This is a genomic window from Streptomyces sp. GS7 (assembly GCF_009834125.1).
In the GTDB taxonomy this organism is placed as follows: Bacteria; Actinomycetota; Actinomycetes; order Streptomycetales; family Streptomycetaceae; genus Streptomyces.
Genome location: NZ_CP047146.1, coordinates 2,753,277 through 2,778,535, shown reverse-complemented (window position 1 = coordinate 2,778,535; position 25,259 = coordinate 2,753,277). Strand labels below are relative to the sequence as shown.

Sequence of the window (25,259 nt, the reverse complement as noted above, 5' to 3'; positions counted from 1 at the left end):
TGGGGGGAGAAGAAACGGTGGATGGAGGCCGGGCCAAGTGGTCCACTGACGCTTTCCCTTCACCCACGAACCGACACGGTCCCCCTCACGCGCACCCCATCGGCCTTTTCCCACCCACTCACGGGAGGGGGCGGGCCGGAGGGGCAGGGTGTCCGGACGTAAAGCGAAGCAGTCCGGACACCCTGCCCCGCAGGACCGCCACCGCACCCGACAGCCCCGCGCAGCGGACCCGCCCGCCGCAGGCGAAACGGCGCCGCACCCGGCAACGTCGGGAGCAGGCAAAGCGCAGCGGAGGGGCCCGCCGCAGGCGAAACGGCGCGGCACCCGGCAACGTGGGAAGCCGCCCCGCCGCAGGCGCACGGCGGGAAAGCCAAAAACGTGGGAAGCAAGCCAAGCGCAGCGGAACGGCGGAGCGTTACCGACTACGCCGAAGCAAATAAGCCGCCCCGCCCGCCAGGGCCAGGAGGGCCAGTCCGCCGGCCGCCTGGGTCGCGTCGACGCCCTCGGCCCAGCCGCCGCTCACCATGACGGTCTCGGTGTGGCGCGGGCCGCCCGGTGCGCATTCGACGGTGATCCGGTAGCGGCCCGGCGCCGCCCGGCCGGGGACGCGGACGTCGGCGGCCATCCCGTGGGCGCCCGGCCGCAGCGGCACCGTTCCGAAGAGTGGGGAGACCGCCCGGACGTCGTGGTCGGTACCGCACCGCCGGCCGTCGCTGATCGTGACGCGCTCGCCGGCCGTCACCGGGTTCGGTGCGACCCGGGCCGCCGCGCCGGGCGCGGCGGCGCCGAGGGCGACGGCACTGATCAGGACGGCGGCGGACAGGCGTGCAGGCTTCACGGTCAGCTCCCGGGCCGGCCGGCCGCGGCCCCTCCGGCCGCCGGGGACGCACACCGGCACACGGCGAGCGAACCACCGGCCGGGGCGCCCGGCCAGGCGGGCGCGGCCGGTCAGGTGAAACCGGCGAGCCCCGCCGCCGGCTGCTGCCGGGGCGGGGCTCGGGGTCCAAGTGCCCGTGGACCGGGGCTACTTGAGCGGTGCTAGGTGGCCGGGGTGACCGGGGCCGGCTTGTCGACGCTGCCGGGGGGACGAGGTCGGCACGCCGTCACCGGTCGCATGGTGGATCTCGGCCGGGTCCACTCCGGCTGCGCGCCTGCCCGCCTTCATACGGCGCGGACGCGACGGTGAGCCGCCTCACGTCCGGGTCACGTTTGGGGCGTACGGCATCATGCGGGGTGTGAATCGACGCCTGATGCTCCTCGACACCGCCTCCCTGTATTTCCGCGCCTATTTCGGGGTACCGGAATCGGTCAAAGCCCCGGACGGCACCCCGGTGAACGCGGTACGCGGTCTGCTGGACTTCATCGCCCGGCTCGTCCAGGACCACCACCCCGACGACCTGGTCGCCTGCATGGACTTCGACTGGCGCCCCCAGTGGCGGGTCGACCTGATCCCGTCGTACAAGGCGCACCGGGTCGCCGAGGAGGCGCCCGCGGGCTCCACCGAGCCGGACGAGGAAGAGATTCCGGACACCCTCTCCCCGCAGGTCCCGGTGATCGAGGACGTCCTCGACGCGCTCGGCATCGCCCGGATCGGCGCGGCGGGCTACGAGGCCGACGACGTCATCGGCACGCTGACCGCGCGGGCCGAGGGCCCGGTCGACATCGTCACCGGCGACCGCGACCTCTTCCAGCTCGTCGACGACGCCCGCGGCATCCGCGTCCTGTACCCCCTCAAGGGCGTCGGCACCCTCCAGGTCACCGACGGCGCGCTGCTGCGCGACAAGTACGGGGTGGACGGCCCCGGTTACGCGGACCTGGCGCTGCTGCGCGGCGACCCCAGCGACGGCCTGCCGGGGGTGGTGGGCATCGGCGAGAAGACCGCGGCCAAGCTGCTGGACGCGTACGGCGACCTGGCCGGGATCAGGGCGGCCGCCGCCGACCCGGCCAGCAGGATCACCCCGGCGCAGCGCACCCGGCTCACCGAGGCGGGCCCTTACCTGGACGTCGCGCCGAAGGTCGTACGGGTGGCCACCGACGTACCGGTTCCGGACTTCGACCTGGCGCTGCCCGGCGAGCCGGCGGATCCGGAGCGACTGGAGGCGCTGGCCGCGCGGTGGGGTCTGGGTGGCGCATTGCAGCGGTTGCTCGGCGCGCTCCCGCGGTGAGCTGTTAAGTTAGGCAAACCTAACAAGCGGGGTTCACCCAGCGGGTCCACCCCGTCGTCGACCGCGTCAGGGGAGATCGCCGTGGCAGCAGAGCGTCCGGCCCGCAGAACACCCACCCTCCACCGCGCCCAGGTGCGGCGCACCGAGCGGCTGAGCCCGCACATGCTGCGGGTGGTGCTGGGCGGCGAGGGACTGGCGGCGTTCGCCGCCGGCGAGTACACCGACCACTACATCAAGCTGGTCTTCCCGCTGCCGCACATCCGCTATCCGGAGCCGTTCGACATGGGCCGGATCCGGGCCGAGCTGCCGCGCAACCAGTGGCCCAGGACGCGTACGTACACGGTGCGCTCCTGGGACCCGGCCGCGTGCGAGCTCGCGGTGGACTTCGTCGTGCACGGCGACACGGGCCTGGCCGGGCCGTGGGCGATGGCCGCGCGGCCCGGCGACGAGATCGGCTTCCTGGGGCCGGGCGGCGCCTACGCCCCGGACGGCGCCGCCGACTGGCATCTGCTGGCCGGCGACGAGAGCGCCCTGCCGGCCATCGCGGCAGCGCTCGCCGGCATGCCCGCGGACGCCGCGGTGCACGCCTTCATCGAGGTCGCCGGCCCCGAGGAGCAGCAGGAGCTGACCGCTCCGGCCGGCGCCGAGATCACCTGGCTGCACCGCGGCGCCGCCCCGGTCGGCCGTGAACTGGTCGCCGCCGTACGGGCGTTGGAGTTCCCGGCGGGGCGGGTCCAGGCGTTCGTGCACGGCGAGGCGGGCTTCGTCAAGGAGCTGCGCCGGCTGCTGCGGGTCGAGCACGGCGTCCCGCGCGAGGATCTGTCGATCTCCGGCTACTGGCGCACCGGCCAGGACGAGGACGGCTGGCAGGCCGGCAAGCGCGAGTGGAACCAGCAGGTCGAGGCCGAGCAGGAGACCCCGGCAACGCTCGCCTCCTGAGCATCTTCCGACCGCCTTCCCCCTCCCGGCTTCCCCCTCCCGCGGCGCGGCTCACCCCTGGGCCGCGCAGCCCTCCCTTCCTGACCGCCGCTGGACCGACCGGATCGCCGCCTCACCGCGGCCGCGGCGGTCAGCGGGGCCGCGGTGCCACGATCTCGGCCAGTTCGGCCAGCGTCCGCGCCGCCTCGGGACCCCGTGCGCTGAGCACGATCTCCTCGCCGCAGCGGATGCCGATCGACATCAGCGACAGCACACTGCGCGCCGAGACCTCCCGGGAGTCGTCCCCGGGACCGGACGGCCGGGCGCGGCGGACGGTGACCACCGCCGCGCTCCGGCCCGCGGTCTGCGCGAAGACGGCGGCGGGGCGGGCATGCAGGCCGGCCGGCTCGGTGACGACCAGGCGGCGTTCCGCCGTCTCGTCCGCGGGGTCCGGTCGGGCCCCGGGCGCGGCCCCGGTCAGGATGCCGGTGAGCCGCGCCACCACCTGCTCCTCCTCGTCGGCCGTCAGCGGGCGCGGATCGACGGCCAGCCGCCCGGCGGCCATGTGATGCCCCCTCAGGAAGATCGGCGGATCGCCGGCCGCCAGCTCCGCCGCCAGGCCGGCCGCGTCCCGCCCCGCCGCCTCCGGATCGACGGTCAGCTCGGCGCGGTGGACACCCCGCCCCGCCGGGTCCGGTACCACCCGGGCCGACACCCCCGGAAGCCCGTCCAGCCGCGCCGCCAGCCGCGCCATCCGCGCCCGCTGGTCCGCCGCCCGCCCTGCCGCGTCCGCGCCGCCGGCCCGGTCGTACGCCCGGACCGCCTGGACGAGGCCGAACACGGCCTCCTTGCTCACCTTCATGGGGCGGCCGATGCCCCCGTACTGGGCGCGGCAGGCGGCGATCAACTCCGCCCGCCCGCAGATCAGTCCGGAAGTGGGGCCGCCGATGGCCTTGCCGCCGCTGTAGACGACCAGGTCGGCGCCGGTGGCCGGCCAGTACCGCAGGTCCTCCTCGGCCGCCGCGTCCACGATCACCGGCACCCCGTGCGCCCGCCCGACGGCCACCACCATCTCCAGCGGCACCTCGCCGCTGCGCACCGCGTGGTGCGACTGGACGTACAGCAGCGCGGCGGTGCGCTCGGTGACGGCGGCCGAAAGGTGCTCGGGACGCACGGCGTTGACGCTGCCGACCTCCACGGGACGGCCGCCGCCCAGCGCGATCATCTGGGTCAGCGGGGCGCCGAAGTGGACCGCGTGTCCCTTCTGGAGCACCACCTCGGCGGGGGCGTCGCCGGCGTCCGGCAGCCGCTCGATGCGCGCCGGATCCGTACCGGCGACCAGCGCGGCGACCGCGATGGCGATCCCGGCGGCGGCGCCCGTGGTGGGGCAGGCGTCCTCCGTGCCGGTGGCGCGGGCCAGCTCCCGGCCCGCGGCGACCAGCAGGTCGTCCATCACCACATGGTGGCGCGCCGCTTCGCCCATCGCGGCGATCACCGTCTCGTCGAGCCTGCTGCCGCCGAGCACGGTCAGCTTGCCGGCCGCGTTGACGGCGGGGGTGACGCCCAGGTCCTCGTGGAGGGTGCTCATGGTGGGGTGCCTTCCGTCAGCTGTCGTGGTCGGTACGCCGGCCCCGGGCGGCACGGGCGCGCCGAGGCGGCCGGGCCGGTGCGACTCCGGTGCCTGCTCCCTCACTTCCCCGTGATCGGGAAGAACACCCCGAGGAGCATCGCGCCGAGGATCGCCCCACCGGTGAGCGGCTTGCGCCACCGGTAGAAGAGCGCCGCCCCGAGCGTGGCGCCCAGGCCCACGGGCAGCGACGCGGTGGCCGCGGCGATGATGACGAGCGGGCCGAGGTAGCGCCCCGCGGAGTTGCCGGCGCCCATCATCACGTCGGCCCCGAAGGTCGACCCGCCGCCGCCCGCGGAGTGCACCGTGGTCCGGCGGACGGCGAGGACCACCGCACCGATCAGCGCGCCCAGGACGGCCCCGGTGGGCACCGCCAGCCAGAAGTGCTCCAGCGGGGCGGTGACCCCGGCCGCCAGCAGCATCGCGGGGATCCCGATGCCGACGCCGGTCTGGAGGGAGCCGCCGATGTCCAGGATCCCGACCATCGGCCCCTCGATGACCCGGGCGAAGAGGAAGCCGGCGCCGAAGGCTGCCGCCGCGCCGTAACTCCCGGTGTCCATACCGGCCTTGAGCAGCGCGGTCACCGCGACATCGCTGAAGGTGCCGGTGCGGTGCACGTAATACAGCTGCGTCCCGGCGAAGACGCCCGCCGCCAGGCACGCCGCGAAGAGCGGAAAGGCCCCTTCGGAGAGCCAGAAGCCCCCCTCGCCGGGGGCGTCCCGCGGCCCCTTCCTCATCGTTGCCACTCCCTCACTTCGCCGGTCCGCCGCCGATGGCGTCGTGCAACTGCCGTAGCCACCGCGGCACCTCGGCGTGCATCTGGCGCAGCAGCTGGAGGTCGGCGCCGCGCAGCACGGCACCGGCCGCGAACAGCGCCACCACCGCCGCGCACAGCACCCTGGTGGTCCTGGTCCAGCCCAGCTCGTCGACGCCCCTGCCGACGACGATGCCGAGCACGATGCCGGGCACCGCGTTGCCCATCACCACCTGCGCCAGCCCGCCGAGCGCCGTGCCCCAGCCGCCGGTACGCCGTCCGGCGTCGACCGCCGCCATCCAGAAGACGATCGGCATCACCGGGTTGATCAGCCACTGCGACGCCGGCCCGAGGACACCCGCGGCGACCTGCTGCAGGGAGTGCGGAACGGCCGCCGCGGTGGTGTTCAGCACGGTCACCAGGACGAGGCCGACGGCCGCCCCGACCACCGCCATCCGCCGCGGGTCGTGCAGCGTCGCGGCGGCCTCCCGGCCGCCGCGCCGGGCCGTCGACAGCGCCGCCGCCCAGTGCGGAACGATCCGGTGGTCCACGTCCGAGGTCAGCGCACCGGTGCCGACGGCGCTCGCCCAGGCGTGGAAGAAGAAGCCGAGCCCGAAGGAGAAGTGCGCGACGGGGTCGTTCTCGCAGGCGTTCAGCTCGCCCAGGGTCCGGAAGGCGCCCATGCCCTGGACGGTGGGCGCGTGGAACATCCGGGCCACGCCGGCGCCCGCCCCGAAGCCGATCAGCGCGCCGATGACCATCGACTCCAGCGCGACGGTGAGCGTACCGCCCGGCGCGACGGCCACGGTGGTGTCCCCGGCGACGTACAGAAGGCTGCTCATACGGGTGTCCTCACCTCATCCGCAGCGCGTGCTGAAGGGGCGTCAACCGCTCCTCGCGGACGGTGAAGGCGATGGCGTCCGGATCGAGCGCGGCGACCCGCACCTCGATCCGCAGCGTCAGCTCGTACCGCCGGCACTCCCGGGGGAACAGCAGCCCCAGGAACCGTTCCGTCCACCGGTGTTCGACCGCCGACACCACCTCCACGGCCAGCGGCTCCACCCGGTAGCAGACCCCGTCCACGGCCCTCCCCACCGCGGCGGCGACCTGCCGCAGCGCGGCGGCGAAGGCCCGCTCCCGGGTCGGCCCGCCGCCGCTGACCCGTACCGTGCGCCGCTCCTCGTTCACGCCGGCTCCCCCAGCTTCCGCAGCAGCGCCCCGGCCACCGCGAAGCCCAGCTCCTCGGTGTCCAGGAACCCGAAGCCGAGCACGGTCCGGCCCTGCTGGACGGCGGTGACCCCGGCCTGTGCCGAGCGCAGCCCGAACGCGATGTCGTGCCCGTAGCGGGTCCGGGCGGTCACCGCCCCCGCGCCGCCGCTCCCGCAGAACGAGATCCCCAGCGCCGCCCCCTCGGCGGCCATCACGTCGCCGACCTTCATGTCCGCACCGGGCCCGGGGATCAGCACCGGTTCGGCGCCGGCCGCCCGGACGCCGTCGGCGACCGCCTGGCCCCTGCCGAGCCGGTGCCCGATCACGATCTTGACTGTCATGCGGTGCTCCCTTGTGGTGGAGTCGGCCGATCGCCCGGCCGGCCCGGCCGCGCCATCGCGAAGTGCAGTGCCAGCAGCAGGACTTCGGCGTCCCCGGCGCGGAAGCCGAGGGGCGCGCAGTACGCGTCGATCGCCGTGCGGGCCGCGGTCAGCAGCCGCGGCGCCAGCTCCTCGGCCAGGGCCGCGTCCAGCGGGTCGAGGTGCGCGCCGGACCGCACCCGCCGGACGAACCCGAGGGCGTGCACGGCCAGTGCCAGCCCGCGCTCGTCGTCGAACGCGAGCCGCTCCGCGGCGGCCCGCTCCGCGATCAGCGGGAGCAGCCGGGCGAGGTCCCGGCGGTCCGCCTCCCGCACCGGGTCACCGCTCGCGGCGACCACGGCGGTCAGCCGCTCGACGAGGCCGGCGGCCCGCTCCGCGCCCGTCATGCGGCTGCCTCGCGCACCGGCACCAGCCGCCCCGCCCGTACGGCCGCGACCGGCACCAGCCACCGCCGCGCCGGCCGGCGCTCCCCCACGGCGTCGACCAGCCACCGCGGTGCGGCCGCCGCGCGCTCCTCCAGCACGGTCAGATCGGCCGCCGCCCCGACCCGAAGCGTCCCCAACTCCCCGCGCATCCCGAGAACTTCGGACGGATGCAGGGTGACGCAGCGGATCACCTCCGGCAGCGGCATACCCAGCGCGAGCAGCTTGCCCATCGTGGTGGTCAGGTCGTGCACGGGCCCCGCCGCGTTCCGCCGGTGCAGGTCGGTGCTGATGGTGTACGGGCGGATGCCCGCCGCCAGCGCCCGCTCCGCCGTGCCGAACGCGAAGCTCGCGCTGCCGTGCCCCACATCGAGGCGCACGCCCCGCTCCAGCGCCGCCCGCAGCTGCGGCAGGGGCTCCGGGCCGCCCCCGAACAGCCCGCCGGCCTTCCCGTGGAACGCATGGGTGACCACATCGCCCGGACCGAGCAGGTCCAGCACCGTGCCCAGCTCCGGCGGCGCGTTCCCCACATGCACCATCACCGGCACCCCGCACGCCGCCGCCACCTCACGGGCGATCCGCAGCGGCGCCAGGCCGCTGCCGCCGAGCGCCGAGCGGCTCATCCGCACCTTGAGCCCGCGCACCCTCCCCCGTTCGCGGACCAGCACACCGGCGGTGGCCTCGGGGTCCAGATCGGCCGCGCCGCCGGCGAGTTCACCGCTCCCCCCGACCAGCCCGTGCCGCGCGACATTGAGCCAGGCCAGCACGCGGGTGCCGGCCGGCGCGACGACGGAGGCCGCGAAGTCCGCCCACCGGTCGCTGCCGGAACTTCCGGCGTCCGCAACAGTGGTGACGCCCCGTTCGATTCCCGCCCGGTCGGCCGGAAGCCCCAACTCCGTAGCACCCTCGTAGACATGGGCGTGCAGATCGATCAGCCCCGGGGTGACCAGCAGCCCGCGCGCGTCGTACACCTCGGCTCCCGGCGCGGACAGCGTCCCGGGCGCGCCGACCGCCGCGATCCGCCCGCCGGCCACGGCCACCTCGCCCGGCGCCGGTACGCCGCGCTCCGGGTCGGCCAACACCCCGCCGCGCAGCAGCAGTCGGCGGCGGACGTCGGGACCGGGCGGGGACGGCGGCATGGTTGCGGGCATACCGGCGGCCTTTCGCTACGAGGCGTCGCGTCGTGCCTTCCGTTGGGGCCTTTCGTGGGGACCTGTCGTAGACCTTCCGTAGGGAGAGATTTACGCCGTGCGGCCCCGGCAAACCAGGCTCCGGCCGCGGGGCCGGCGCCAGGTCCATGTCCGGTAAACGGTTGACGGCGCATCCATCCGCCTGTTCCACTGGCCGCATGCGACCTCGGCAGCGGCTGGTCACCCGCGACCACATCGACTTCGGTCGTGTGTGGTCCGCCTCCTGTTGCCGCTGACTTCTCGACCGCGCCCCACACCCAGGCACTTCTCACGAGAAGACGAGGCCGTACCCATGCCTGTCGAGTTCCTCGGCATCGCCGCGACCAACGACGGATCCGAAGTCACCCCCCGCTCCGGCGCCTCCTTCGACAAGGAGTACACGCTCCGGCTCGCCCGCGCCCACGAGGACCACGGCTGGGACCGGGTCCTGTTCGCGTACGGATCCGGCTCCCCCGACCCCTCCCCGGCCGCCGCCTATGTCGCCGCCCGGACCGACACCCTCCAGATCCTGGTGGCGCACCGCCCGAACGTCTCCTACCCGACGTTCGCCGCGAAGACCTTCGCCACCCTGGACCACATCAGCGACGGCCGGCTCGCCGTCCACTTCATCACCGGCGGCAACGACCACGAGCAGCGCCGCGAGGGCGACACCCTCACCAAGGACGAGCGCTACGCCCGCACCCGCGAGTACATCCGGATCGTCAAGAAGATCTGGACCACCCGTGAACCCTTCGACCACGAGGGGACGCACTACCGCTTCCACGACTTCGTCAGCGACACCTTCCCCGTCCAACAGCCGCATCCGCAGGTCTCGTTCGGCGGCTCCTCCCCCGCGGCGTACGCGGCCGGCGGCGCCGAGGCGGACATCTACTGCCTGTGGGGCGAACCGCTGGCGCAGACCGCCGAGCAGATCGCCTCGGTGAAGGCCGCGGCGCAGGCGGCCGGACGCAGCGACGTCCCCCGGATCCAGGTCGCCTTCCGGCCGATCATCGCGCCCACGGAGGAACTGGCCTGGGAGAAGGCGCACCGCACCCTGGGCCGGATCAGGGCACGCAAGGCGGGCGGCCCGCCGAGCCGCCGCCATCCGCTGACGAACCCTCAGAACGCCGGTTCGCAGCGGCTGCTGGCGGTCGCGGCCGAGGGCGAGCGGCACGACCGGGCGCTGTGGACGCCGACCGCCACGGAGACCGGCGGCGCCGGCAACTCCACGGCCCTGGTCGGCACGCCGGAGACCGTGGCCCAGGCCCTGCTGGACTACTACGACCTGGGCGTGGGCATCCTCTCCGCCCGCGGCTACGACCTCCTCGACGACGCCGTGGACTTCGGCCGCTACGTCATCCCGCTCGTCCGGGAAGAGGTCGCCAAGCGGGACGCGGAGCGGGCGGCGGCACAGCGGGCCTCGTAGGACCCGTCCGGTGGGTCGTGGCCGCTCCCGTACGACCCGGCCACGACCCACCGGCGGACAACCCCACCAGCGGGACTACCCCACCGACGAATACGCCACGACCCCGCGCAGCACCCCGTCCATGGCCTTGCGCGCGGACCGCGCGACCGTGCCCTCGGGGGGCGCCGCCGCCGCGATCTGCCCGAGGACGTCCACCAGTTGCTTGCACCAGCGGACGAAGTCGCCGGCGGGCATGTCCGCCTCCTGGAGCACCTCGTCGAGGCCGAAGCCGGACGCCCAGCGGTACGCGGCCCAGGCGAAGCCGAGGTCCGGTTCGCGCTGGCCGACGCCCTCCGCCTGGCTGATCTTGTGGTCCTCCTCCAGGGCGTCCAGCCGGCCCCAGATGTGGACCATCTCCGCCAGCGCGTCCCGCGCCTTGCCGGCCGGCAGCTTGGGCGCCACCGCGTCGTCCGCCTGCCGCGCCTCGTACACCAGCGCCGATGCGCAGGCCGCCAGCTCCGCCGGGGCCAGGCCCTCCCAGACCCCCGCCCGCAGGCACTCGCTGGCCAGCAGGTCCAGCTCGCCGTAGAGCCGGGCCAGCCGGCGGCCCTCGTCGGTGACGGTGTCGCCTTCGAGGTAGTCCAGCTCGGTCAGCAGCGCGCAGATGCGGTCGAAGGTGCGCGCGATGGTGTTCGTACGCCCCTCGATCCGCCGCTCCAGCTGGCGGGTGTCGCGCAGCAGCCGGTGATAGCGCTCCGCCCAGCGTGCGTGGTCCTCCCGCTCGTCGCAGCCATGGCAGGGATGCGCCCGGATCTCCGTCCGCAGCCGCCTGATCTCCCGGTCGTCGGCCGCCTCCGCACGCGGCTTGCGGTGCCGCGAGGGCACCAGATGACCGGCCTTGGTGCGCAGCGCGGACGCCAGATCGCGCCGCGACTGCGGGCTGCGGGCGTTGAACGTGCGCGGGATCCGCATCCGGTCCAGCGCCGCGACCGGCACCGGGAAGTCGATCGAGGCCAGCCGCTTGACCTGCCGTTCGGCGGTCAGCACCAGCGGCCGGGGCCCGTCCTGGGCGTCGACGCCGCGGTGGCCGTCGGTCCGCCCCGAGGGCATGCCCGGGTCCAGCACCAGCGCCAGCCCCGCGTACTTGCCCGTCGGCACATGGATGACATCGCCGGGCTTCAGCTGCTCCAGCGCCGCGGCTGCCGCCGCCCGCCGCTGCACCGCGCCCTGCTTGGCCAGGTCCGTCTCGCGGTCCTTCAACTCCCGCCGCAGCCGGGAGTACTCCTCGAAGTCGCCGAGGTGGCAGACCATCGAGCCGCGGTAGCCGGTCAGCCCCTCCTCGTTCTTCTGCACCTGCCGGGAGATCCCGACCACCGACTTGTCCGCCTGGAACTGCGCGAACGACATCTCCAGCAGCTCCCGGGAACGGTGCCGCCCGAACTGCGAGACGAGATTGACCGCCATGTTGTACGACGGCTTGAACGAGGAGCGCAGCGGATACGTCCGCGTCCCGGCGAGACCGGCCAGCGCGCCCGGGTTCATCCCGCGCTGCCACAGCACCACCGCATGGCCCTCGACATCGATCCCGCGGCGCCCGGCGCGGCCGGTCAGCTGCGTGTACTCGCCGGGGGTGATGTCGGCGTGCTGCTCGCCGTTCCACTTGACGAGCTTCTCCAACACCACCGACCGGGCGGGCATGTTGATGCCCAGCGCCAGCGTCTCGGTCGCGAAGACGGCCTTGACCAGGCCCTTGACGAACAGCTCCTCGACGACCTCCTTGAACGTCGGCAGCATGCCGGCGTGGTGCGCCGCGATGCCCCGCTCCAGGCCCTCCAGCCACTCGAAGTAGCCCAGCACGTGCAGGTCGTCGTCCGGGATCCCGGCCGTCCGGGCCTCGACTATCCGGCGGACCTGCTCACGGCCCTCCTGGTCGTTGAGCCGCAGGCCCGAATGCAGGCACTGCTGGACGGCCGCCTCGCATCCGGCCCGGCTGAAGATGAAGGTGATGGCGGGCAGCAGCCCTTCGTTGTCGAGCCGCTCGATCACCTCGGGCCGGCTCGGCGTCCAGATCCGGGCCCGCTGACGGCGCTCCCGCTCGCGGTCCGCCTCGCGCATGTTCCGCCCGCGGCGCTTGTCCCGGCCGAACGTGGGCCGGCTGTTCTCCATCCGCGCCAGCCGCTCCAGGTCGGGGTTGACCTCCCGCCGGCCGCCGCCCTGCCCGTCCCGCTCCTCGAAGAGGTCGTAGATCCGGCGGCCCGCGAGGACGTGCTGCCACAGGGGCACCGGGCGGTGCTCGGAGACGATCACCGCGGTGTCACCGCGGACCGTGTCCAGCCAGTCCCCGAACTCCTCGGCGTTGGAGACCGTCGCGGACAGTGACACCAGGGTCACCGACTCGGGAAGATGGATGATCACCTCTTCCCAGACGGCGCCGCGGAACCGGTCGGAGAGGTAGTGCACCTCGTCCATGACGACATGGCCCAGGCCCACCAGCGACTGCGAGCCCGCATAGAGCATGTTCCGCAGGACCTCGGTGGTCATCACGATCACCGGGGCATCGCCGTTGACGCTGTTGTCGCCGGTCAGCAGGCCGACCTTGTCGGGACCGTAGCGCTTGACCAGGTCCTGGAACTTCTGGTTGGACAGCGCCTTGATGGGCGTGGTGTAGAAGCACTTGCGGCCCTGCGCCAGGGCCAGGTGGACGGCGAATTCGCCGACGATCGTCTTGCCGGATCCGGTGGGAGCCGCGACCAGCACGCCCTTGCCGGATTCCAGGGCCTGGCACGCCTCGACCTGATACGGATCCAGCTCGAAGTCGTACAGCTCCCGGAAAGGGGCGAGTGCGGTGGCCTGCTCGGCCGCCCGGAGCGTGGCGGCGGCATAGCGCTCAGCAGGGGACATGTCCTCGGTCATCGTGCTTACGAGCCTACCGGCCACCTCTGACAACGACCCGATCTTTATGGCGGGCCTTTACCCGGCCCACCCGGCACCCGCCCCGCTCCCCCGCACAACGGCTGCGGCCCCCGGCTCGAAGAGCCCGGGGGCCGCAAGGCCGGTCCACGGCGCGTCACTTCACGTGACGCCGCGACTACGCGTCATCTCCCGCGCGCCGCCCGGTCACCGCCGTCTCACGTCGCGTCGTCGTAGCCGCCGCGCCGGTTGCCGTCGTTCTCGCCGCTCGGCTGCTCCGGCAGCATCCGGCTGGACGAGACCGGCTCGATGGCCTCGACGTCCGACGGCGTCAGGTCCAGCTCCGACGCCTCGTCGTCGGACAGGCCCGCGTTCGGGTCGGCGAGCTTGCGGCGGCGGTCGTTGAGGAGGCAGATGCCGACGGCGCCGAAGTAGAGCAGGATGATCGGGGCGGCCAGCAGCGACATGGTCAGCGGGTCACCGGTCGGGGTGGCGACGGCCGCGAAGATCGTGATGCCCAGCACCATGAACCGCCACCAGCTCAGGATCCGCTGGCCGGTGAGCACCCCGCCCTTGTTCAGCAGCACCAGCAGCAGCGGCAGCTCGAAGGAGAAGCCGAAGACCAGCACCATGCGCGTGACGATGTCGAAGAAGTCGTCGGCCGGGAAGAGGTTGGACCAGTTCTCGGGGGTCAGCCCGACCAGTGCGGCGGCAGTGGTGGGCAGCACCGCGTAGGCGAGGTAGGCACCGCCGAAGAAGAGCGGTACACCGGCGGCGACGAAGCTCAGTGCGTACTTCTTCTCGTGCTTGTGCAGACCGGGGGCGAGGAAGGCCCAGAGCTGGTAGAGCCACAGCGGGCTGGCGGCGACCAGTCCCACGGTCAGCGACAGCTTGAGCATGATCGTGAACGGGGCGATGAAACCCTGCGCGACGATGTTGGCGCAGGGGTGGCCGCCGGCCGCCGCGCCGGTCTTGGGGCAGCCGACGGCCGCGATGGTCGGGCCCGTGATGAAATCGGCGATCGCCCTGTACTTGAGCGCGGCGATGATGGTGACCACGAGGATCGCCAGCACCGATTTCAGCAGCCGGTTGCGCAGCTCACGCAGATGCGCCGCGAGGGGCATCCGCCCCTCGGGGTCCTTCTCCTGCTTGCGGGCAGACTTGGGCAACCCACTTCCTCGTCTCGTGCGTCAGCCGCTCCGACGTGGTCGGGCGGCTGGATCCGGCTCGGTCAGCTCTGGGTGGTGCGGTTCGGCTCGGCCACAGGGCGCGAGCTGGCCACATCACCGGGCGCAGCCTGAATCGTACGAGGTGCCTGGGGTGCCGCGTCGGCAGGAGCCTGCGACGTCTGGGACGCGGTGCCGCTGCCGGCCGCCCGCTCGGCCTCGCTCTCCTGCTTCATCGCCTTGGCCTCGCTCTTGAGGATGCGGGCCGACTTGCCGAGCGAACGCGCCATGTCGGGAAGCTTCTTCGCGCCGAACAGCAGAAAGACCACGGCGAGGATCAGCAGAATCTCGGTGGGCCTCAGGTTGGCTAGCATGTGCGACTACCTTCTCGCCGGGGCGGCGTCTCCTGTGGTGCCTGCCGATGGGGTCGGACTGGTGTCCGGGTGGTGCCACGATCGTAACGTTCGGTGGTGAACGTCCGGCAATCCCCGTGCGTATTCCGGATTGCCCGCACCACCGCACGGCCTGACCCGCTGGTGCAGCCTACCTTTCGCCACCCCGGCGGAGCAGAGCGCGGCCGTCAGTCACGGGTGGCGTCGTGCATCCGGGAGGCGAGCGGGACCGCGGCCCGCTCCAGGTCCTGTGCGGCCCGCTGGATCCGCTCCGTGGCCGTACCGACCTGCCGGGCCAGCCGCCGCACTTCGACGAAGACACGGACGGCGAGGACGCCGAGGACGGCGATCCCCAGGAAGCCGAGGGCGATTGCGATCATGGGCCAGAGCATGGGGCGAGCCTATCGGTCGGGTCGGGGCGGGCCGGCCGCCACCGGAACGGCCCGCGCCGGCCCGCCCGCGCCGGGTGCACGCCGCCGCGCCGGAGGCCGGCCAGCCGCGCTCGGGCGCGGCCGGCTCAGCCGGTGTGCAGCCGCAGCGTCCGCACCCCGCCGCCGGTGAGCAGCTCCACGATGCGCTCCCCGGCAGGCCGGCGCACCGCCCGGTCGCACTCGGGGCAGGTGAAGGAGTAGAAGGTGGTGCGGCTGCTGGCGCCGATGGCCAGCCGGAAGGCGTCCGAGGCCAGCTCGAAGCGGCCCCGGCAGTCCGGGCAGGCCGCCTTGAAGAACACCGGAGCGGCCATGCTCGCCAGAGTGGTCGTCGCCATCGTGGTCGTCATCCTTCGCTGCCTCGAACGGTCATCGGTGCGCCCGCGCGGTCCGCGGCGGACCGGACTCACCCGCCGTACGCCGCAAGCGCCTGCCCGGCCGCCTGCCGCGCGCTGTCCGCGAGCGCCGCGGGCGAGACGATCCGGCCGTCCCGGCCCAGCCGCAGGGCCAGCCGCCGCAGCGACGCCGGGTCGGGGGTGCGCAGCGTGATCCGCAGCCCGCCGTCCGGGAGTTCGTCGGCCCGGTCGTGCGGGTAGTACTCGGCGACCCAGCGCCCGCCGGGCCCGACCTCGATCACGACCTCGGGGTCCTCGGCCGCGGGCTGCACCAGCCCCTCGGACAGATCGCGCAGCTCGACGGGCGGCGGGTCGGCCGGCGCGTCCAGCAGCTTGATCTCGGCCACCCGGTCGAGCCGGAACGTCCGCCGGGCCTCGGAGAGCCGGCACCACGCCTCCATGTAGGTGTGGCCGACGGCGAACAGCCGGATCGGATCCACCTCGCGCTCGGTCAGCTCGTCGCGCGCCGGGGAGTAGTAGCGCAGCCACAGCCGGCGCCGCTCGGCGATGGCGCGGTCCACATCGGCGAACACCCCGCCCTCGGACTCGAAGGTGACCGACAGCCGGGAACTGGCCCCGGCAGCCTCGCCCGCCGCCGCCTCCAGCTTGGCGGTGGCCCGCAGCAGCGCCTGCCGGTCGCCCTCGCGCAGCCCCGGCAGGGTCGCCACCGCACGCGCCGCGACCAGCAGCGCGGTCGCCTCGTCGGCGGCCAGCCGCAGCGGCTCGGCGACGTCGTCGGGGTTGTGCCACCAGATGCGGTCGCCGTCGGTGTCGATGTCGAGGAGGTCGCCGCCGCGGAAGCTCGTCCCGCACATCGGCAGCACGTCGAGGTCGCCGATCAGCTCGTCCTCGGTGATGCCGAAGGCGCGGGCGACGTCGCCGACCCGGGCGCCGGGGCGCTCGCGCAGATACGTCACCAGCGACAGCATCCGGCGGGTCTGGTCGATCGCGTTCGTAGCCATGGAGTCCGCTCCCCGTCCCTCTCAGCCCTTGGCCACGGCACGCAGCCGGTCGACGACGTCGGCGCGCAGCTCCGCGGGTTCCAGTACGACCACGTCGGGCCCGAACTCCACGAGCCAGGCGTCGAGTCCGTGCCCGTACGGGATCTCCAACTCGTCCCAGCCGTCGCCCAGCGCGCGGACGGTCAGCGCCCGGGCGCGCAGCGGATAGCCGTGCTCCGCGCGGAGTTTGATCCGGGCGGTGCCGGTGGCGGTCTCCCCCGCCCAGCTCTCGACGGTCTCGCGGACGGTGACGTGGTCGGGCACCGGAGCGGTGAACGCCCCTTGTCGGGAACGGACCTTGCCGGTGATCCGGGACAGCCGAAAGACCCGCTCGGCCTTCCGCTCCCGGTCCCAGCCGGCGACGTACCAGTGGCCGCGCCAGCACTCCAGGATCCACGGCTCGATGTGCCGCTGCTCGGGGCGCGCGGCATTGGACTTGCGGTAGTCGAAGACGACCGGGCGGCGGTCGCGGCAGGCCAGCATCAGCGGCTCGAAGGCGGCTTCATGGGCCGGGATCCGCGGTTCCAGGGCGCTGTGCGGCTGCCCGGCGTCCACGTCCCCGCCGTCCCCGGCGAGCGGCATCCCGGCCGCCCGCAGCTTCTGCAGGGCGCCACTGGCCGCGCCGGCGAGCCGGGCCTGCTGCCAGACCTTGGCGGCGAGCCCGAGGGCGGCGGCCTCCTCGGCGTCCAGGGTGATCGGGGGCAGCCGGTTGCTGTCACGGCGGGCGAGATAGCCGACCTCACCGTCGATCCCGTCGACGGTCTCGATGACCAGGCCGAGTTCGCGCAGATCGTCCTTGTCCCGCTCGAACATCCGGTTGAAGGACTCGTCCCCGCCGGCCGCGGCGCCTCCCGGCTTACCCGCCGCAGCACCGCCCGGTCTGCCGACCGCAGCATTCCCCGGTCTACCGACCTCGATGTAAGCCTCGATCGACATCCGCAGCTCGCGCTTGGACAGCGGGCGTCGCGTCCCCAGCAGGCACAGCGCCAGACTCATCAGCCGCTCGGCCTTGGCAATCGCCATCGACGCCCTTTCTCGTTGAGCTCCCGACCGCTGACCGTACCGTTCTGGGTGCGTGCGGCAAAGCCGAGGGCCCATGCCATCCAGCATGGGCCCTCGGAGCGTCGGACGGGGTCTCAGACGGAGACCAGATCGCAGACGAAGATCAGGGTCTCGCCCGGGGCGATCTTGCCGCCGGCACCGCGCTCACCGTAGGCGAGGTGCGCCGGGATGGTCAGGCGGCGCCGGCCGCCCACCTTCATGCCCTGGACACCCTTGTCCCAGCCCGCGATGACCTGGCCGACACCCAGCTGGAACTGCAGCGGCTTGCCGCGGTTCCAGCTCGCGTCGAACTCCTCGCCCGTGCTGAAGGAGACGCCGACGTAGTGGACGGAGACCATGTCCCCGGCCTTGGCGACCGGCCCGTCACCCTCCCACAGGTCCACGATCTCCAGGTCGGACGGGGCCGGGCCCTCGGGGAAGTCGATCTCGGGCTTGTCGATGTTCACGTATGAGCTCCTACTTGCGAATCTTTTCGATTACCGGCCCAGTCTTGCAGATCTTGCGGCAGCCGCCGTCAGACCGTGCCGACGATGTCGACCACGAAGACCAGGGTGTTCTTCGCCAGCTCGTGCTCCGGGCTCGCGCCGTAGCCCAGCTTCGGCGGGATCACGATCTCCACCCGGTCCCCGACGTGCTTGCCGACGAGCGCCTGGTCCCAGCCCTGGACGACCTGCCCGGTGCCGATCTGGAACGCGGTCGCGCCCCCGTGGTCCCAGGACGAGTCGAACTTCTTGCCGTCCTCCCACTTCACGCCGGTGTACTGGGCGATCAGCCCGTCACCGGCCTTCACCTCGGCGCCCTTGCCCTGGATCAGCACCTGCTGCTTGAGGTCGGTGGGCGCCTTCTCCCCCTTGGGGATGGTGATCGTCGCGGCCTTGGCGTCCTCGGCCTTGACCTCCGGCATCCCGTCCTCCGGCGCCGCCTGGGTGCCCTCGGCCTTCGCCTTCTTGTCCACCTTCTTCGCGCCGACCACATCGACGACCCACACCAGGCCGTCCTCCGGCTTGATGCCGGACTGCGGGTTCAGGCCCTCGCCGATCAGCGCCTTCGCGGTGCCCTCGACCTCGAACCGGCTGCCGACCTTCTGCCCGGCCACCGCGGTCATGACCTTGGGCGGCAGCATCTGCTGCGTCATCTGGTCGGTGACCTCGCTGACGACCTGGGTCCGCGGCGCACCGGGCTTGGCGCCCGGCTGCGGCGTCCAGCTGCTGCCGAGGTCCTGGCCCTTCATCGTCTGCGCGACGAAGTCCAGCCGGACCGTGTCCCCCTTGTTGACGACCGCGCCCTTGCCCTCGACGAGGGTCTTGGTGACGGCCTTGTCGGCGGGCTTGGCGCCCTTGGGCACGGTGATGGTGGGCTTCTTGCCCGCGGTGCCCGTCACCTTGACCACGGCTTCGCCGGAGGTCTTGCCGTCGTCGGACCCGCAGGCGGCGGTGAAGAGCAGAACGGGCACGGCCAGCGCGGCGGCAGCGGCGCGGCGGGTGTGCTTGGTGAACGGGCGGGGGAAGCGTCCCCCGGGAGAATTCAGCATCTGTCCAACTCGGGCTCGTGGGGTAGATGGGCAATGCCCGCCACTCTACGACCTGCACCTGTGGCGGTTTCCCGGCACAACACACGCAATGCGCCGGGAGCATTCCGCTCCCGGCGCACCGCCTCGCATTCCCGCCGCTCACATGCCCGCGATCAGCTTCTCCACCCGGTCGTCGACGGAACGGAACGGGTCCTTGCACAGGACCGTGCGCTGTGCCTGGTCATTGAGCTTCAGATGCACCCAGTCGACGGTGAAATCACGGCGCTGCTCCTGCGCCCGGCGAATGAAGTCACCGCGCAGCCGCGCACGTGTGGTCTGCGGCGGCACCGACTTGCCCTCGAAGATCTTCAAGTCGTTGCAGATCCGCTCCGCCTGCCCCTTCCGCTCCAGGAGGTAGTAAAGCCCCCGGCGGCGGTGGATGTCGTGATACGCGAGGTCTATCTGCGCCACGCGCGGATGGGACATGGTGATGTTGTTCTTCGTGCGGTAGCGCTCGATGAGCTGATGCTTCATCACCCAGTCGATCTCGGTGGAGATACGGTCCAGGTCCTCGTCCCGGATCGCCTCCAGCGTACGGCCCCACAACTCCAGGACCCGCTCGACGGTGCCCGTCCGGATGCCCCGCCGATCGCAGAAGTCGACGGCCTTTTCGTAGTACTCCTGCTGGACTTCGAGCGCCGACGCCTCGCGCCCGCTCGCCAGCCGCACCTTGCGCTGTCCGGTGATGTCGTGACTGACCTCGCGGATCGCCCGGATCGGGTTCTCCAGCGTCAGATCGCGCATGACGGTGCCCGCCTCGATCATCCGCAGGACGAGGTCGGTGGCGCCGACCTTCAGCATCATCGTCGTCTCGGACATGTTCGAGTCGCCGACGATGACGTGCAGCCGGCGGTAGCGCTCGGCGTCCGCGTGCGGCTCGTCGCGGGTGTTGATGATCGGCCGGGAGCGGGTGGTCGCCGAGGAGACGCCCTCCCAGATGTGTTCCGCGCGCTGACTGACGCAGTACACGGCGCCGCGCGGCGTCTGCAGTACCTTGCCCGCGCCGCACAGCAGCTGCCGGGTGACCAGGAACGGAATGAGGATGTCCGCGAGCCGGGAGAACTCACCGTGCCGGGCGACGAGATAGTTCTCGTGGCAGCCGTAGGAGTTTCCCGCCGAATCGGTGTTGTTCTTGAAGAGGTAGACGTCGCCCGCGATTCCCTCCTCGTGCAGGCGGCGTTCGGCGTCGACGAGCAGACCTTCGAGAATGCGCTCACCGGCCTTGTCGTGGGTGACCAGCTCGGTCACGTTGTCGCACTCGGGAGTTGCGTATTCCGGATGCGAACCCACGTCCAAGTACAGGCGGGCGCCGTTCCGCAGGAAGACGTTGCTGCTGCGGCCCCATGACACAACACGGCGGAAGAGGTACCGCGCCACCTCGTCAGGAGACAGTCGGCGCTGTCCCCTGAACGTGCACGTGACGCCGTACTCGTTCTCCAGCCCGAAGATGCGGCGGTCCATGACTGAACATTACGCCTGATGGCCTGCTCTGAAACCGGGTTCGACAGCCCCGTTTCGATCATTTTCCGCCGGGCGGTCACCCGCCGTACGCTGCACCGGATCGCCCAGAAATCGCTTTGTCGACAAAAGGACGAGCAGCGCGGCGATCCCGCCGGCCCCGGCGACCGCGAACCCGCCCGCCGAACCGCCGGCCTCCACCACCGGGCCCACCACCGAGGCGCCCACGGCCGAACCGACCCCGAACGTGGTCACCAGCCAGGAAAACGCCTCCGTCACCGTCCCCTTGGGCGCATGCCGGTCCACCACCACGAACGCGCAGGCCAGCGCGGGTGCCAGAAACACCCCCGCCACCCCCGTCAGCGCCGTCATCCCGGACACGCCCGGCACCAGCGCCAGCGGCAGATACCCCAGCGCCAGCAGCGCGATGAGCAGCCGCAGCCGCCCTTCCGGACGCCCCGGCCACTCCCGGGCGCCGTAGACGACGCCGCCGGCCAGCGCGCCGGCGCCGAGCGCGGAGAGCAGATAGCTGGAGATCATCCCGCCGCCGTGCTCGTCGGCGTACGCCACCGCCGCCACCCCGATCGACCCCAGCGCCAGCCCGACGAAGAAGAACGCGCCGATCAGCACCAGCATCCCGGACGAGCGCAGCGCCCCCAGCCAGTGCGCCTCGCGCGGCCCGCTGCGCCACTCCCGGGAGGGCCTGGAGACCACGACGGACAGCGCGCCGAGCACCCCGAGCGCGTTGATGACCAGCAGCGCCGCGCCGGCCGACCAGGCCGCCACGCACAGCGTGACCAGCAACGGCCCCACGGCGAACATGACTTCCTGCGCCACCGCGTCCAGCGCGTACGCGGCGTGCACCCGGTCCGCGCGCTGGAGCACCCCCGGCCACAGCGCCCGCAGCCCGCCCTCCAGGGGCGGGGTGAAGAACCCGCCGATCACCACGGCGGCGTAGGCGAGCCACAGCGGATCCACCCCGACGGCCGCGAGCAGCGCCATCCCGAGCGCGGAGAGCACCGAGGCGGGCAGCATCACCCGCGGCTGCCCGCAGACGTCCACCGCCCGCCCGAGGAGCGGCTGGCCGATGGCGTTGCAGAGGCCGTAGACCGCGGAGAGCGCTCCGGCCAGTCCGTAGCTGCCGCCCTGGGCGCGGACGAAGAGGACCACCGCCAGGGGCGCGGTGGCGTTCGGCAGCCGGCCGAGCAGGGTCCCCGCCAGCAGCCGGGCCGCATGCCGGGTTCTGAGCAAATCCGCGTATCCGGCGGCCATGCCTGCCCCTCTCCGTCCGGACCGGCCCGGACGTGTTACGTATAACTTCCGGCGTCATACGTACCATGGCGGCAATCCGCGGGTCCACCCCGCGGCGGACACACGCAAGGAGTGACACCCCGGTGACCAGCAACGAGGCCGCGCCGCCTCCCGGTGCGAGCACCGGCTCCACTGGAGCGGCTGACGCCGCGCCCCCTCGTAGCCCGGCCGCCGCCGGCCGCGTCACCAGCCGCGACGTCGCCCGTGCAGCCGGCGTCTCGCAGGCCGCCGTCTCCCTCGTCCTCGGCGACAAGTGGCGCGGCCGGGTCTCCCCGGGCAAGGCCGACGCCGTCCGCGCCGCCGCCCGCGAGCTGGGCTACCGCCCCAACCTCGCCGCCCGCAGCCTGCGCATGGGCCGCACCCGCACGGCGCTGCTGGTCGTCCCCGCCCTCACCACCGAGTTCTTCGCCCGGGTCTACACCGGCGCCGCCCGGGTCGCCGCCGACCACGACTTCGGCGTGGTCCTCTACCTCTCCCCCGAGGGCATCGGCCCCGCCCGCGACCCCTTCGACTCCGCCGCCGCCACCCTCGACGGCGTCATCGCCTCCTCCATGGCCGCCGACGCCCTCAGCGCGCTGCGCGCCGCCGGGCTGCCGCTGGTGATGCTCGACAGCGACCCCGCCGACACCCGCGCCTCCGCCACCGTCAACCTCGACATCGCCGACGGCGTACGGCAGTTGGCCCGCCACCTCACCGGCCTCGGGCACCGCCGCATCACCCATCTCGCGGCCGATGTCGACTCCTGGACCTTCGCCGTCCGCGCCCGGACCCTCGCCGACACCCTGGCCGGCGTCCCCGGCGCCGTACTGCACCGGCAGCCGGCCGCCCTCGGCGTCACCGCCGGACGCCACGCCGCGCACACCGCGCTGACCGCCCCCGGCCCCCGCCCCACCGCGCTGCTGTGCGACGACGACATCATCGCCGCCGGCGCCTGCAAGGCCGTCCGCCGCCTCGGTCTGCGCATCCCGGAGGACATCTCGGTCACCGGCTTCGACGACCTGGCCCTGGCCGTCGCCGTGGAACCGGAGCTGACGACCGTACGGCTCCCCGCGGAGGAGTTCGGCGAGGCCGGTATGCGCGCCCTGATGGCCGTGCTGGACGGCGCCCCCGCCGGCACCCCGACGCTCCCCGTCACGCTCGTCCCGCGCGGCTCCACCGCCCCGCCGCCGGGGCGCGCCCCGCACAACAGCGCGCGCCCCGGCGGGTGATGACCCACCGGGGCGCGCGATCCGGGCACAGCGGCCCGTCGGTGATCCTCCGGAATCCTCAGTCCGCGGACCCGGACTCCTCCTCGCTCCCGTCCGCGGTGCCCGCACCGGAGTCGCCCTCGGCGCCGGCTCCGCCCTCAGCGGCCTTGCCGTTGGCGCCCTTCCCCTTGGCACCCTTGGCACCCTTGCCGGCCGCGCCGGACGCGTCACCGGCACCCGAGGACTCGCCCGCGTCCCCCTCGGCGTCGGCCTTCTCCTCCCCCGAGGCACCATGCTCGTCCAGCAGCCGGGACAGCTGGCGGCCCAGGATCCGCTTGAACTTCCGCTGCTGCGGGCGCGTACGGTCCAGGGTGGCGACCTCGAGGTGCTCGGCGGTCAGCGTCCGCTCGCCGCCGTTGGTGTCCCGCGACAGCGAGTCCACCGCCAGCCGCAGCGCCTCCGCCAGCGTCATCCCGTCGCGGTGCCGCTGGTCGAGATAGCTGCTGATCTGGTCGGCGTTGCCGCCCACCGCGACCGAGCCGTGCTCGTCCACGATCGAGCCGTCGTGCGGCAGCCGGTAGATCTGGTCGTCCTCGGGGGCGTTGCCCACCTCGGCCACGATCAGCTCGACCTCATAGGGCTTCTCCGCCGCGCTGGAGAAGATCGAGCCGAGCGTCTGGGCGTAGACGTTCGCCAGACCGCGCGCGGTCACGTCCTCCCGGTCGTAGGTGTAGCCGCGCAGATCGGCGTAGCGCACCCCGCCGATCCGCAGGCTCTCGAACTCGTTGTACTTGCCGACCGCCGCGAAGGCGATGCGGTCGTAGATCTCGCTGACCTTGTGCAGGGCGCGGGAGGGATTCTCGGCGACGAAGACCACGCCGTCGGTGTACTGCAGCACCACGACGCTGCGGCCGCGCGCGATGCCCTTGCGGGCGTACTCGGCGCGGTCGGCCATGGCCTGCTGGGGTGAGACATAGAACGGCGTCGACACCGGCTATCCGTCCCTTCCTGTCAAAAGCTCTCTCGGTGGCTGGGGGCGCATGGCGGAACATCCGTCCCGTCAGAGCAGCGCGGCGCGCGGGCCGTCGGGCTGGTCGAGGCGGCGCTCGTGAACGGCACGGGTGATCTCCGAGACCTCGGCCTCGGTGAGCTTCTTGAAGCCCTCTTCCGTGATCACCGTGACGATCGGGTAGATCCGCCGCGCCATGTCCGGCCCGCCGGTCGCCGAGTCGTCGTCGGCGGCGTCGTACAGCGCCTGGACGACTGCGGTGGCGGCCTGATGCTCCGTGAAGTCCTCGCGGAAGAGCTTCTTCAGCGCACTGCGCGCGAAGACCGAGCCGGAGCCCGTCGCCGCGAAGCCGTGCTCCTCCGAGCGCCCGCCGGTGACGTCGTACGAGAAGATACGGCCCTTCTCGCGGTCGACGTCGTAGCCGGCGAACAGCGGCACCACGGCGAGGCCCTGCATGGCCATCCCGAGGTTGCTCCGAATCATCGTCGAGAGACGGTTCGCCTTGCCCTCCAAGGAGAGTTGGGTCCCCTCGACCTTCTCGAAGTGCTCCAGTTCCAGCTGGAACAGTTTGACCATCTCCACCGCGAGCCCGGCCGTGCCCGCGATGCCGACCGCCGAGTACTCGTCGGCCGGGAAGACCTTCTCGATGTCGCGCTGCGCGATCACATTGCCCATCGTCGCCCGACGGTCACCGGCGAGCACCACACCGCCGGGGAAGGACGTCGCCACGATGGTCGTGCCGTGCGGCGCCTCGATGACGCCCTGCGTCTGTGGCAACGAGCGGCCGCCGGGCAGCAGCTCGGGCGAGTGCGCACCGAGAAAGTCCATGAACGAGGAGGATCCAGGCGTCAGGAAGGCAGCTGGCAGACGCCCTGTGCTCAGAGGGTTGGCTTCCACGAGTTTCCTTCCAGGTATGCGATGGCTCGTCGTATGACGTCGGGCCGATCCTTGAACTGTCCTAGGGCTGCGTTGCAGCTGAAGCACAGTACGCCACGGACCTTACCCGTCTGGTGGCAGTGATCCACATGCTCGGCTGGAGCGACCAGGCAGATGCAACACACGCCCTGCTGCTCCGCGATCATTTCGTCCAATTCGGCTGGTGTGAGGCCGTACTTACGCCGAAAATAACTCTCGCGATTCCGCTCGGCCCGGCACGATCGGCAGTAGCTCGCCCAGCCGTCCGACGATGTTTTGTTGCGCTCCCACTGTTCGTGCGACTTGACCTCACGACATTGCGGACACCGCTTGAATCCCCGAGGCACGGGCACCTTCTCGCGTACTGTCCGGCCCTTGGCCATTTGGCGCTGCCGGTAGTACTCCG

At 72.7% G+C, this 25,259-nt stretch carries 26 protein-coding genes; 4 read left to right on the top strand and 22 right to left on the bottom strand.

Going from position 1 to position 25,259, the window contains the following annotated elements:
• Positions 1-415: 415 nt before the first annotated feature.
• Positions 416-838, bottom strand: a complete 423-nt coding sequence (locus GR130_RS11975) for a hypothetical protein (RefSeq protein ID WP_159504711.1) — start codon at positions 836-838, stop codon at positions 416-418.
• Positions 839-1,250: 412 nt separating this feature from the next.
• Here GR130_RS11975 and GR130_RS11970 point away from each other — a divergent pair, with 412 nt between their 5' ends.
• Positions 1,251-2,165 carry a 5'-3' exonuclease gene (locus GR130_RS11970; RefSeq protein ID WP_159509910.1) on the top strand — a complete coding sequence of 305 codons (915 nt, stop codon included), beginning with the start codon at positions 1,251-1,253 and terminating at the stop codon, positions 2,163-2,165.
• 81 nt (positions 2,166-2,246) lie between these two features.
• Positions 2,247-3,104: a siderophore-interacting protein gene (locus GR130_RS11965; RefSeq protein ID WP_159504710.1), complete on the top strand. Its 858-nt coding sequence runs from the start codon at positions 2,247-2,249 to the stop codon at positions 3,102-3,104.
• A gap of 130 nt (positions 3,105-3,234) precedes the next feature.
• Here GR130_RS11965 and GR130_RS11960 read toward each other — a convergent pair whose 3' ends face one another.
• From GR130_RS11960 to GR130_RS11930, 7 genes are all read right to left on the bottom strand, one after another.
• On the bottom strand, positions 3,235-4,671 hold the full coding sequence (locus tag GR130_RS11960; RefSeq protein ID WP_159504709.1) for a DgaE family pyridoxal phosphate-dependent ammonia lyase: 1,437 nt from the start codon (positions 4,669-4,671) through the stop codon (positions 3,235-3,237).
• A 101-nt stretch (positions 4,672-4,772) separates the two neighbouring features.
• The gene (locus tag GR130_RS11955) at positions 4,773-5,447 is read right to left on the bottom strand and encodes a DUF4310 family protein (RefSeq protein WP_159504708.1); all 675 of its coding nucleotides are present in this window, start codon (positions 5,445-5,447) and stop codon (positions 4,773-4,775) included.
• Between the two features lie 13 nt (positions 5,448-5,460).
• On the bottom strand, positions 5,461-6,306 hold the full coding sequence (locus GR130_RS11950; protein WP_159504707.1) for a DUF4311 domain-containing protein: 846 nt from the start codon (positions 6,304-6,306) through the stop codon (positions 5,461-5,463).
• A 10-nt stretch (positions 6,307-6,316) separates the two neighbouring features.
• Complete coding sequence (locus GR130_RS11945) at positions 6,317-6,652, bottom strand: DUF4312 family protein (protein ID WP_159504706.1); 336 nt, start codon at positions 6,650-6,652, stop codon at positions 6,317-6,319.
• Positions 6,649-7,014 carry an SFCGS family glycine-rich protein gene (locus GR130_RS11940; RefSeq protein WP_159504705.1) on the bottom strand — a complete coding sequence of 122 codons (366 nt, stop codon included), beginning with the start codon at positions 7,012-7,014 and terminating at the stop codon, positions 6,649-6,651. The genes GR130_RS11945 and GR130_RS11940 overlap by 4 nt, the downstream gene beginning before the upstream one ends.
• Positions 7,011-7,439, bottom strand: coding sequence for a hypothetical protein (locus GR130_RS11935; RefSeq protein WP_159504704.1), 429 nt, complete (start codon positions 7,437-7,439; stop codon positions 7,011-7,013). The genes GR130_RS11940 and GR130_RS11935 overlap by 4 nt, the downstream gene beginning before the upstream one ends.
• The gene (locus GR130_RS11930) at positions 7,436-8,626 is read right to left on the bottom strand and encodes an amidohydrolase/deacetylase family metallohydrolase (RefSeq protein ID WP_159504703.1); all 1,191 of its coding nucleotides are present in this window, start codon (positions 8,624-8,626) and stop codon (positions 7,436-7,438) included. The genes GR130_RS11935 and GR130_RS11930 overlap by 4 nt, the downstream gene beginning before the upstream one ends.
• Positions 8,627-8,957: 331 nt before the next feature.
• Here GR130_RS11930 and GR130_RS11925 point away from each other — a divergent pair, with 331 nt between their 5' ends.
• Positions 8,958-10,070, top strand: a complete 1,113-nt coding sequence (locus tag GR130_RS11925) for an LLM class flavin-dependent oxidoreductase (RefSeq protein WP_159504702.1) — start codon at positions 8,958-8,960, stop codon at positions 10,068-10,070.
• Positions 10,071-10,145: 75 nt separating this feature from the next.
• On the opposite strand, the gene GR130_RS11920 is transcribed toward GR130_RS11925, so the two are convergent.
• The 11 genes from GR130_RS11920 to GR130_RS11870 all read right to left on the bottom strand — a co-directional run bounded on the left by GR130_RS11920 (position 10,146) and on the right by GR130_RS11870 (position 21,703).
• Positions 10,146-12,962 (bottom strand): DEAD/DEAH box helicase, encoded by a 2,817-nt coding sequence (locus GR130_RS11920; RefSeq protein ID WP_159504701.1) that lies wholly within the window; start codon positions 12,960-12,962, stop codon positions 10,146-10,148.
• Between the two features lie 215 nt (positions 12,963-13,177).
• Entirely contained in the window at positions 13,178-14,128 is a 951-nt protein-coding gene (gene tatC / locus GR130_RS11915) for a twin-arginine translocase subunit TatC (RefSeq protein ID WP_159504700.1), read from the bottom strand.
• 62 nt (positions 14,129-14,190) lie between these two features.
• Complete coding sequence (gene tatA / locus GR130_RS11910) at positions 14,191-14,499, bottom strand: Sec-independent protein translocase subunit TatA (RefSeq protein WP_159504699.1); 309 nt, start codon at positions 14,497-14,499, stop codon at positions 14,191-14,193.
• A 206-nt stretch (positions 14,500-14,705) separates the two neighbouring features.
• A complete protein-coding gene (locus GR130_RS11905) occupies positions 14,706-14,909 on the bottom strand; it encodes a hypothetical protein (RefSeq protein ID WP_159504698.1) in 204 nt (67 codons plus the stop codon).
• 125 nt (positions 14,910-15,034) lie between these two features.
• Positions 15,035-15,283, bottom strand: a complete 249-nt coding sequence (locus GR130_RS11900; protein ID WP_043263617.1) for a hypothetical protein — start codon at positions 15,281-15,283, stop codon at positions 15,035-15,037.
• A 68-nt stretch (positions 15,284-15,351) separates the two neighbouring features.
• Positions 15,352-16,302, bottom strand: coding sequence for a helix-turn-helix transcriptional regulator (locus GR130_RS11895; protein WP_159504697.1), 951 nt, complete (start codon positions 16,300-16,302; stop codon positions 15,352-15,354).
• Between the two features lie 21 nt (positions 16,303-16,323).
• Positions 16,324-17,364, bottom strand: a complete 1,041-nt coding sequence (locus GR130_RS11890) for a helix-turn-helix transcriptional regulator (RefSeq protein ID WP_159504696.1) — start codon at positions 17,362-17,364, stop codon at positions 16,324-16,326.
• A gap of 113 nt (positions 17,365-17,477) precedes the next feature.
• Positions 17,478-17,849 (bottom strand): FKBP-type peptidyl-prolyl cis-trans isomerase, encoded by a 372-nt coding sequence (locus tag GR130_RS11885; protein ID WP_159504695.1) that lies wholly within the window; start codon positions 17,847-17,849, stop codon positions 17,478-17,480.
• A 68-nt stretch (positions 17,850-17,917) separates the two neighbouring features.
• Positions 17,918-18,934 (bottom strand): FKBP-type peptidyl-prolyl cis-trans isomerase, encoded by a 1,017-nt coding sequence (locus GR130_RS11880; RefSeq protein WP_201304863.1) that lies wholly within the window; start codon positions 18,932-18,934, stop codon positions 17,918-17,920.
• A gap of 138 nt (positions 18,935-19,072) precedes the next feature.
• Positions 19,073-20,434: a Pup--protein ligase gene (gene pafA, locus GR130_RS11875; protein ID WP_159504694.1), complete on the bottom strand. Its 1,362-nt coding sequence runs from the start codon at positions 20,432-20,434 to the stop codon at positions 19,073-19,075.
• A gap of 9 nt (positions 20,435-20,443) precedes the next feature.
• Positions 20,444-21,703 (bottom strand): MFS transporter, encoded by a 1,260-nt coding sequence (locus tag GR130_RS11870; RefSeq protein ID WP_159504693.1) that lies wholly within the window; start codon positions 21,701-21,703, stop codon positions 20,444-20,446.
• Positions 21,704-21,825: 122 nt separating this feature from the next.
• Between GR130_RS11870 and GR130_RS11865 the strand changes: the two genes are divergently transcribed.
• Positions 21,826-22,950 (top strand): LacI family DNA-binding transcriptional regulator, encoded by a 1,125-nt coding sequence (locus tag GR130_RS11865; RefSeq protein ID WP_159504692.1) that lies wholly within the window; start codon positions 21,826-21,828, stop codon positions 22,948-22,950.
• 58 nt (positions 22,951-23,008) lie between these two features.
• Here GR130_RS11865 and prcA read toward each other — a convergent pair whose 3' ends face one another.
• The 3 genes from prcA to GR130_RS41550 all read right to left on the bottom strand — a co-directional run bounded on the left by prcA (position 23,009) and on the right by GR130_RS41550 (position 25,020).
• The gene (gene prcA, locus GR130_RS11860) at positions 23,009-23,920 is read right to left on the bottom strand and encodes a proteasome subunit alpha (protein WP_159504691.1); all 912 of its coding nucleotides are present in this window, start codon (positions 23,918-23,920) and stop codon (positions 23,009-23,011) included.
• A 69-nt stretch (positions 23,921-23,989) separates the two neighbouring features.
• Positions 23,990-24,835 carry a proteasome subunit beta gene (gene prcB / locus GR130_RS11855; RefSeq protein WP_159504690.1) on the bottom strand — a complete coding sequence of 282 codons (846 nt, stop codon included), beginning with the start codon at positions 24,833-24,835 and terminating at the stop codon, positions 23,990-23,992.
• Positions 24,817-25,020 (bottom strand): endonuclease VII domain-containing protein, encoded by a 204-nt coding sequence (locus GR130_RS41550; protein ID WP_328707591.1) that lies wholly within the window; start codon positions 25,018-25,020, stop codon positions 24,817-24,819. The genes prcB and GR130_RS41550 overlap by 19 nt, the downstream gene beginning before the upstream one ends.
• Positions 25,021-25,259: the final 239 nt, after the last annotated feature.

Bases quoted from the DNA above. Each gene is read 5' to 3' on its own strand.
- GR130_RS11970 (WP_159509910.1), top strand. From the start codon at position 1,251: ATGCTCCTCGACACCGCCTCCCTGTATTTCCGCGCCTATTTCGGGGTA.
- GR130_RS11935 (WP_159504704.1), bottom strand. From the start codon at position 7,439: ATGACGGGCGCGGAGCGGGCCGCCGGCCTCGTCGAGCGGCTGACCGCC.
- GR130_RS11950 (WP_159504707.1), bottom strand. From the start codon at position 6,306: ATGAGCAGCCTTCTGTACGTCGCCGGGGACACCACCGTGGCCGTCGCG.
- GR130_RS11905 (WP_159504698.1), bottom strand. From the start codon at position 14,909: ATGCTCTGGCCCATGATCGCAATCGCCCTCGGCTTCCTGGGGATCGCC.
- GR130_RS11895 (WP_159504697.1), bottom strand. From the start codon at position 16,302: ATGGCTACGAACGCGATCGACCAGACCCGCCGGATGCTGTCGCTGGTG.
- GR130_RS11920 (WP_159504701.1), bottom strand. From the start codon at position 12,962: ATGACCGAGGACATGTCCCCTGCTGAGCGCTATGCCGCCGCCACGCTC.
- GR130_RS11940 (WP_159504705.1), bottom strand. From the start codon at position 7,014: ATGACAGTCAAGATCGTGATCGGGCACCGGCTCGGCAGGGGCCAGGCG.
- GR130_RS11955 (WP_159504708.1), bottom strand. From the start codon at position 5,447: ATGAGGAAGGGGCCGCGGGACGCCCCCGGCGAGGGGGGCTTCTGGCTC.
- tatA (WP_159504699.1), bottom strand. From the start codon at position 14,499: ATGCTAGCCAACCTGAGGCCCACCGAGATTCTGCTGATCCTCGCCGTG.
- GR130_RS11890 (WP_159504696.1), bottom strand. From the start codon at position 17,364: ATGGCGATTGCCAAGGCCGAGCGGCTGATGAGTCTGGCGCTGTGCCTG.
- GR130_RS11900 (WP_043263617.1), bottom strand. From the start codon at position 15,283: ATGGCGACGACCACTCTGGCGAGCATGGCCGCTCCGGTGTTCTTCAAG.
- GR130_RS11880 (WP_201304863.1), bottom strand. From the start codon at position 18,934: ATGCTGAATTCTCCCGGGGGACGCTTCCCCCGCCCGTTCACCAAGCAC.
- GR130_RS11925 (WP_159504702.1), top strand. From the start codon at position 8,958: ATGCCTGTCGAGTTCCTCGGCATCGCCGCGACCAACGACGGATCCGAA.
- GR130_RS11870 (WP_159504693.1), bottom strand. From the start codon at position 21,703: ATGGCCGCCGGATACGCGGATTTGCTCAGAACCCGGCATGCGGCCCGG.
- GR130_RS11930 (WP_159504703.1), bottom strand. From the start codon at position 8,626: ATGCCCGCAACCATGCCGCCGTCCCCGCCCGGTCCCGACGTCCGCCGC.
- GR130_RS11960 (WP_159504709.1), bottom strand. From the start codon at position 4,671: ATGAGCACCCTCCACGAGGACCTGGGCGTCACCCCCGCCGTCAACGCG.
- pafA (WP_159504694.1), bottom strand. From the start codon at position 20,434: ATGGACCGCCGCATCTTCGGGCTGGAGAACGAGTACGGCGTCACGTGC.
- GR130_RS41550 (WP_328707591.1), bottom strand. From the start codon at position 25,020: ATGATCGCGGAGCAGCAGGGCGTGTGTTGCATCTGCCTGGTCGCTCCA.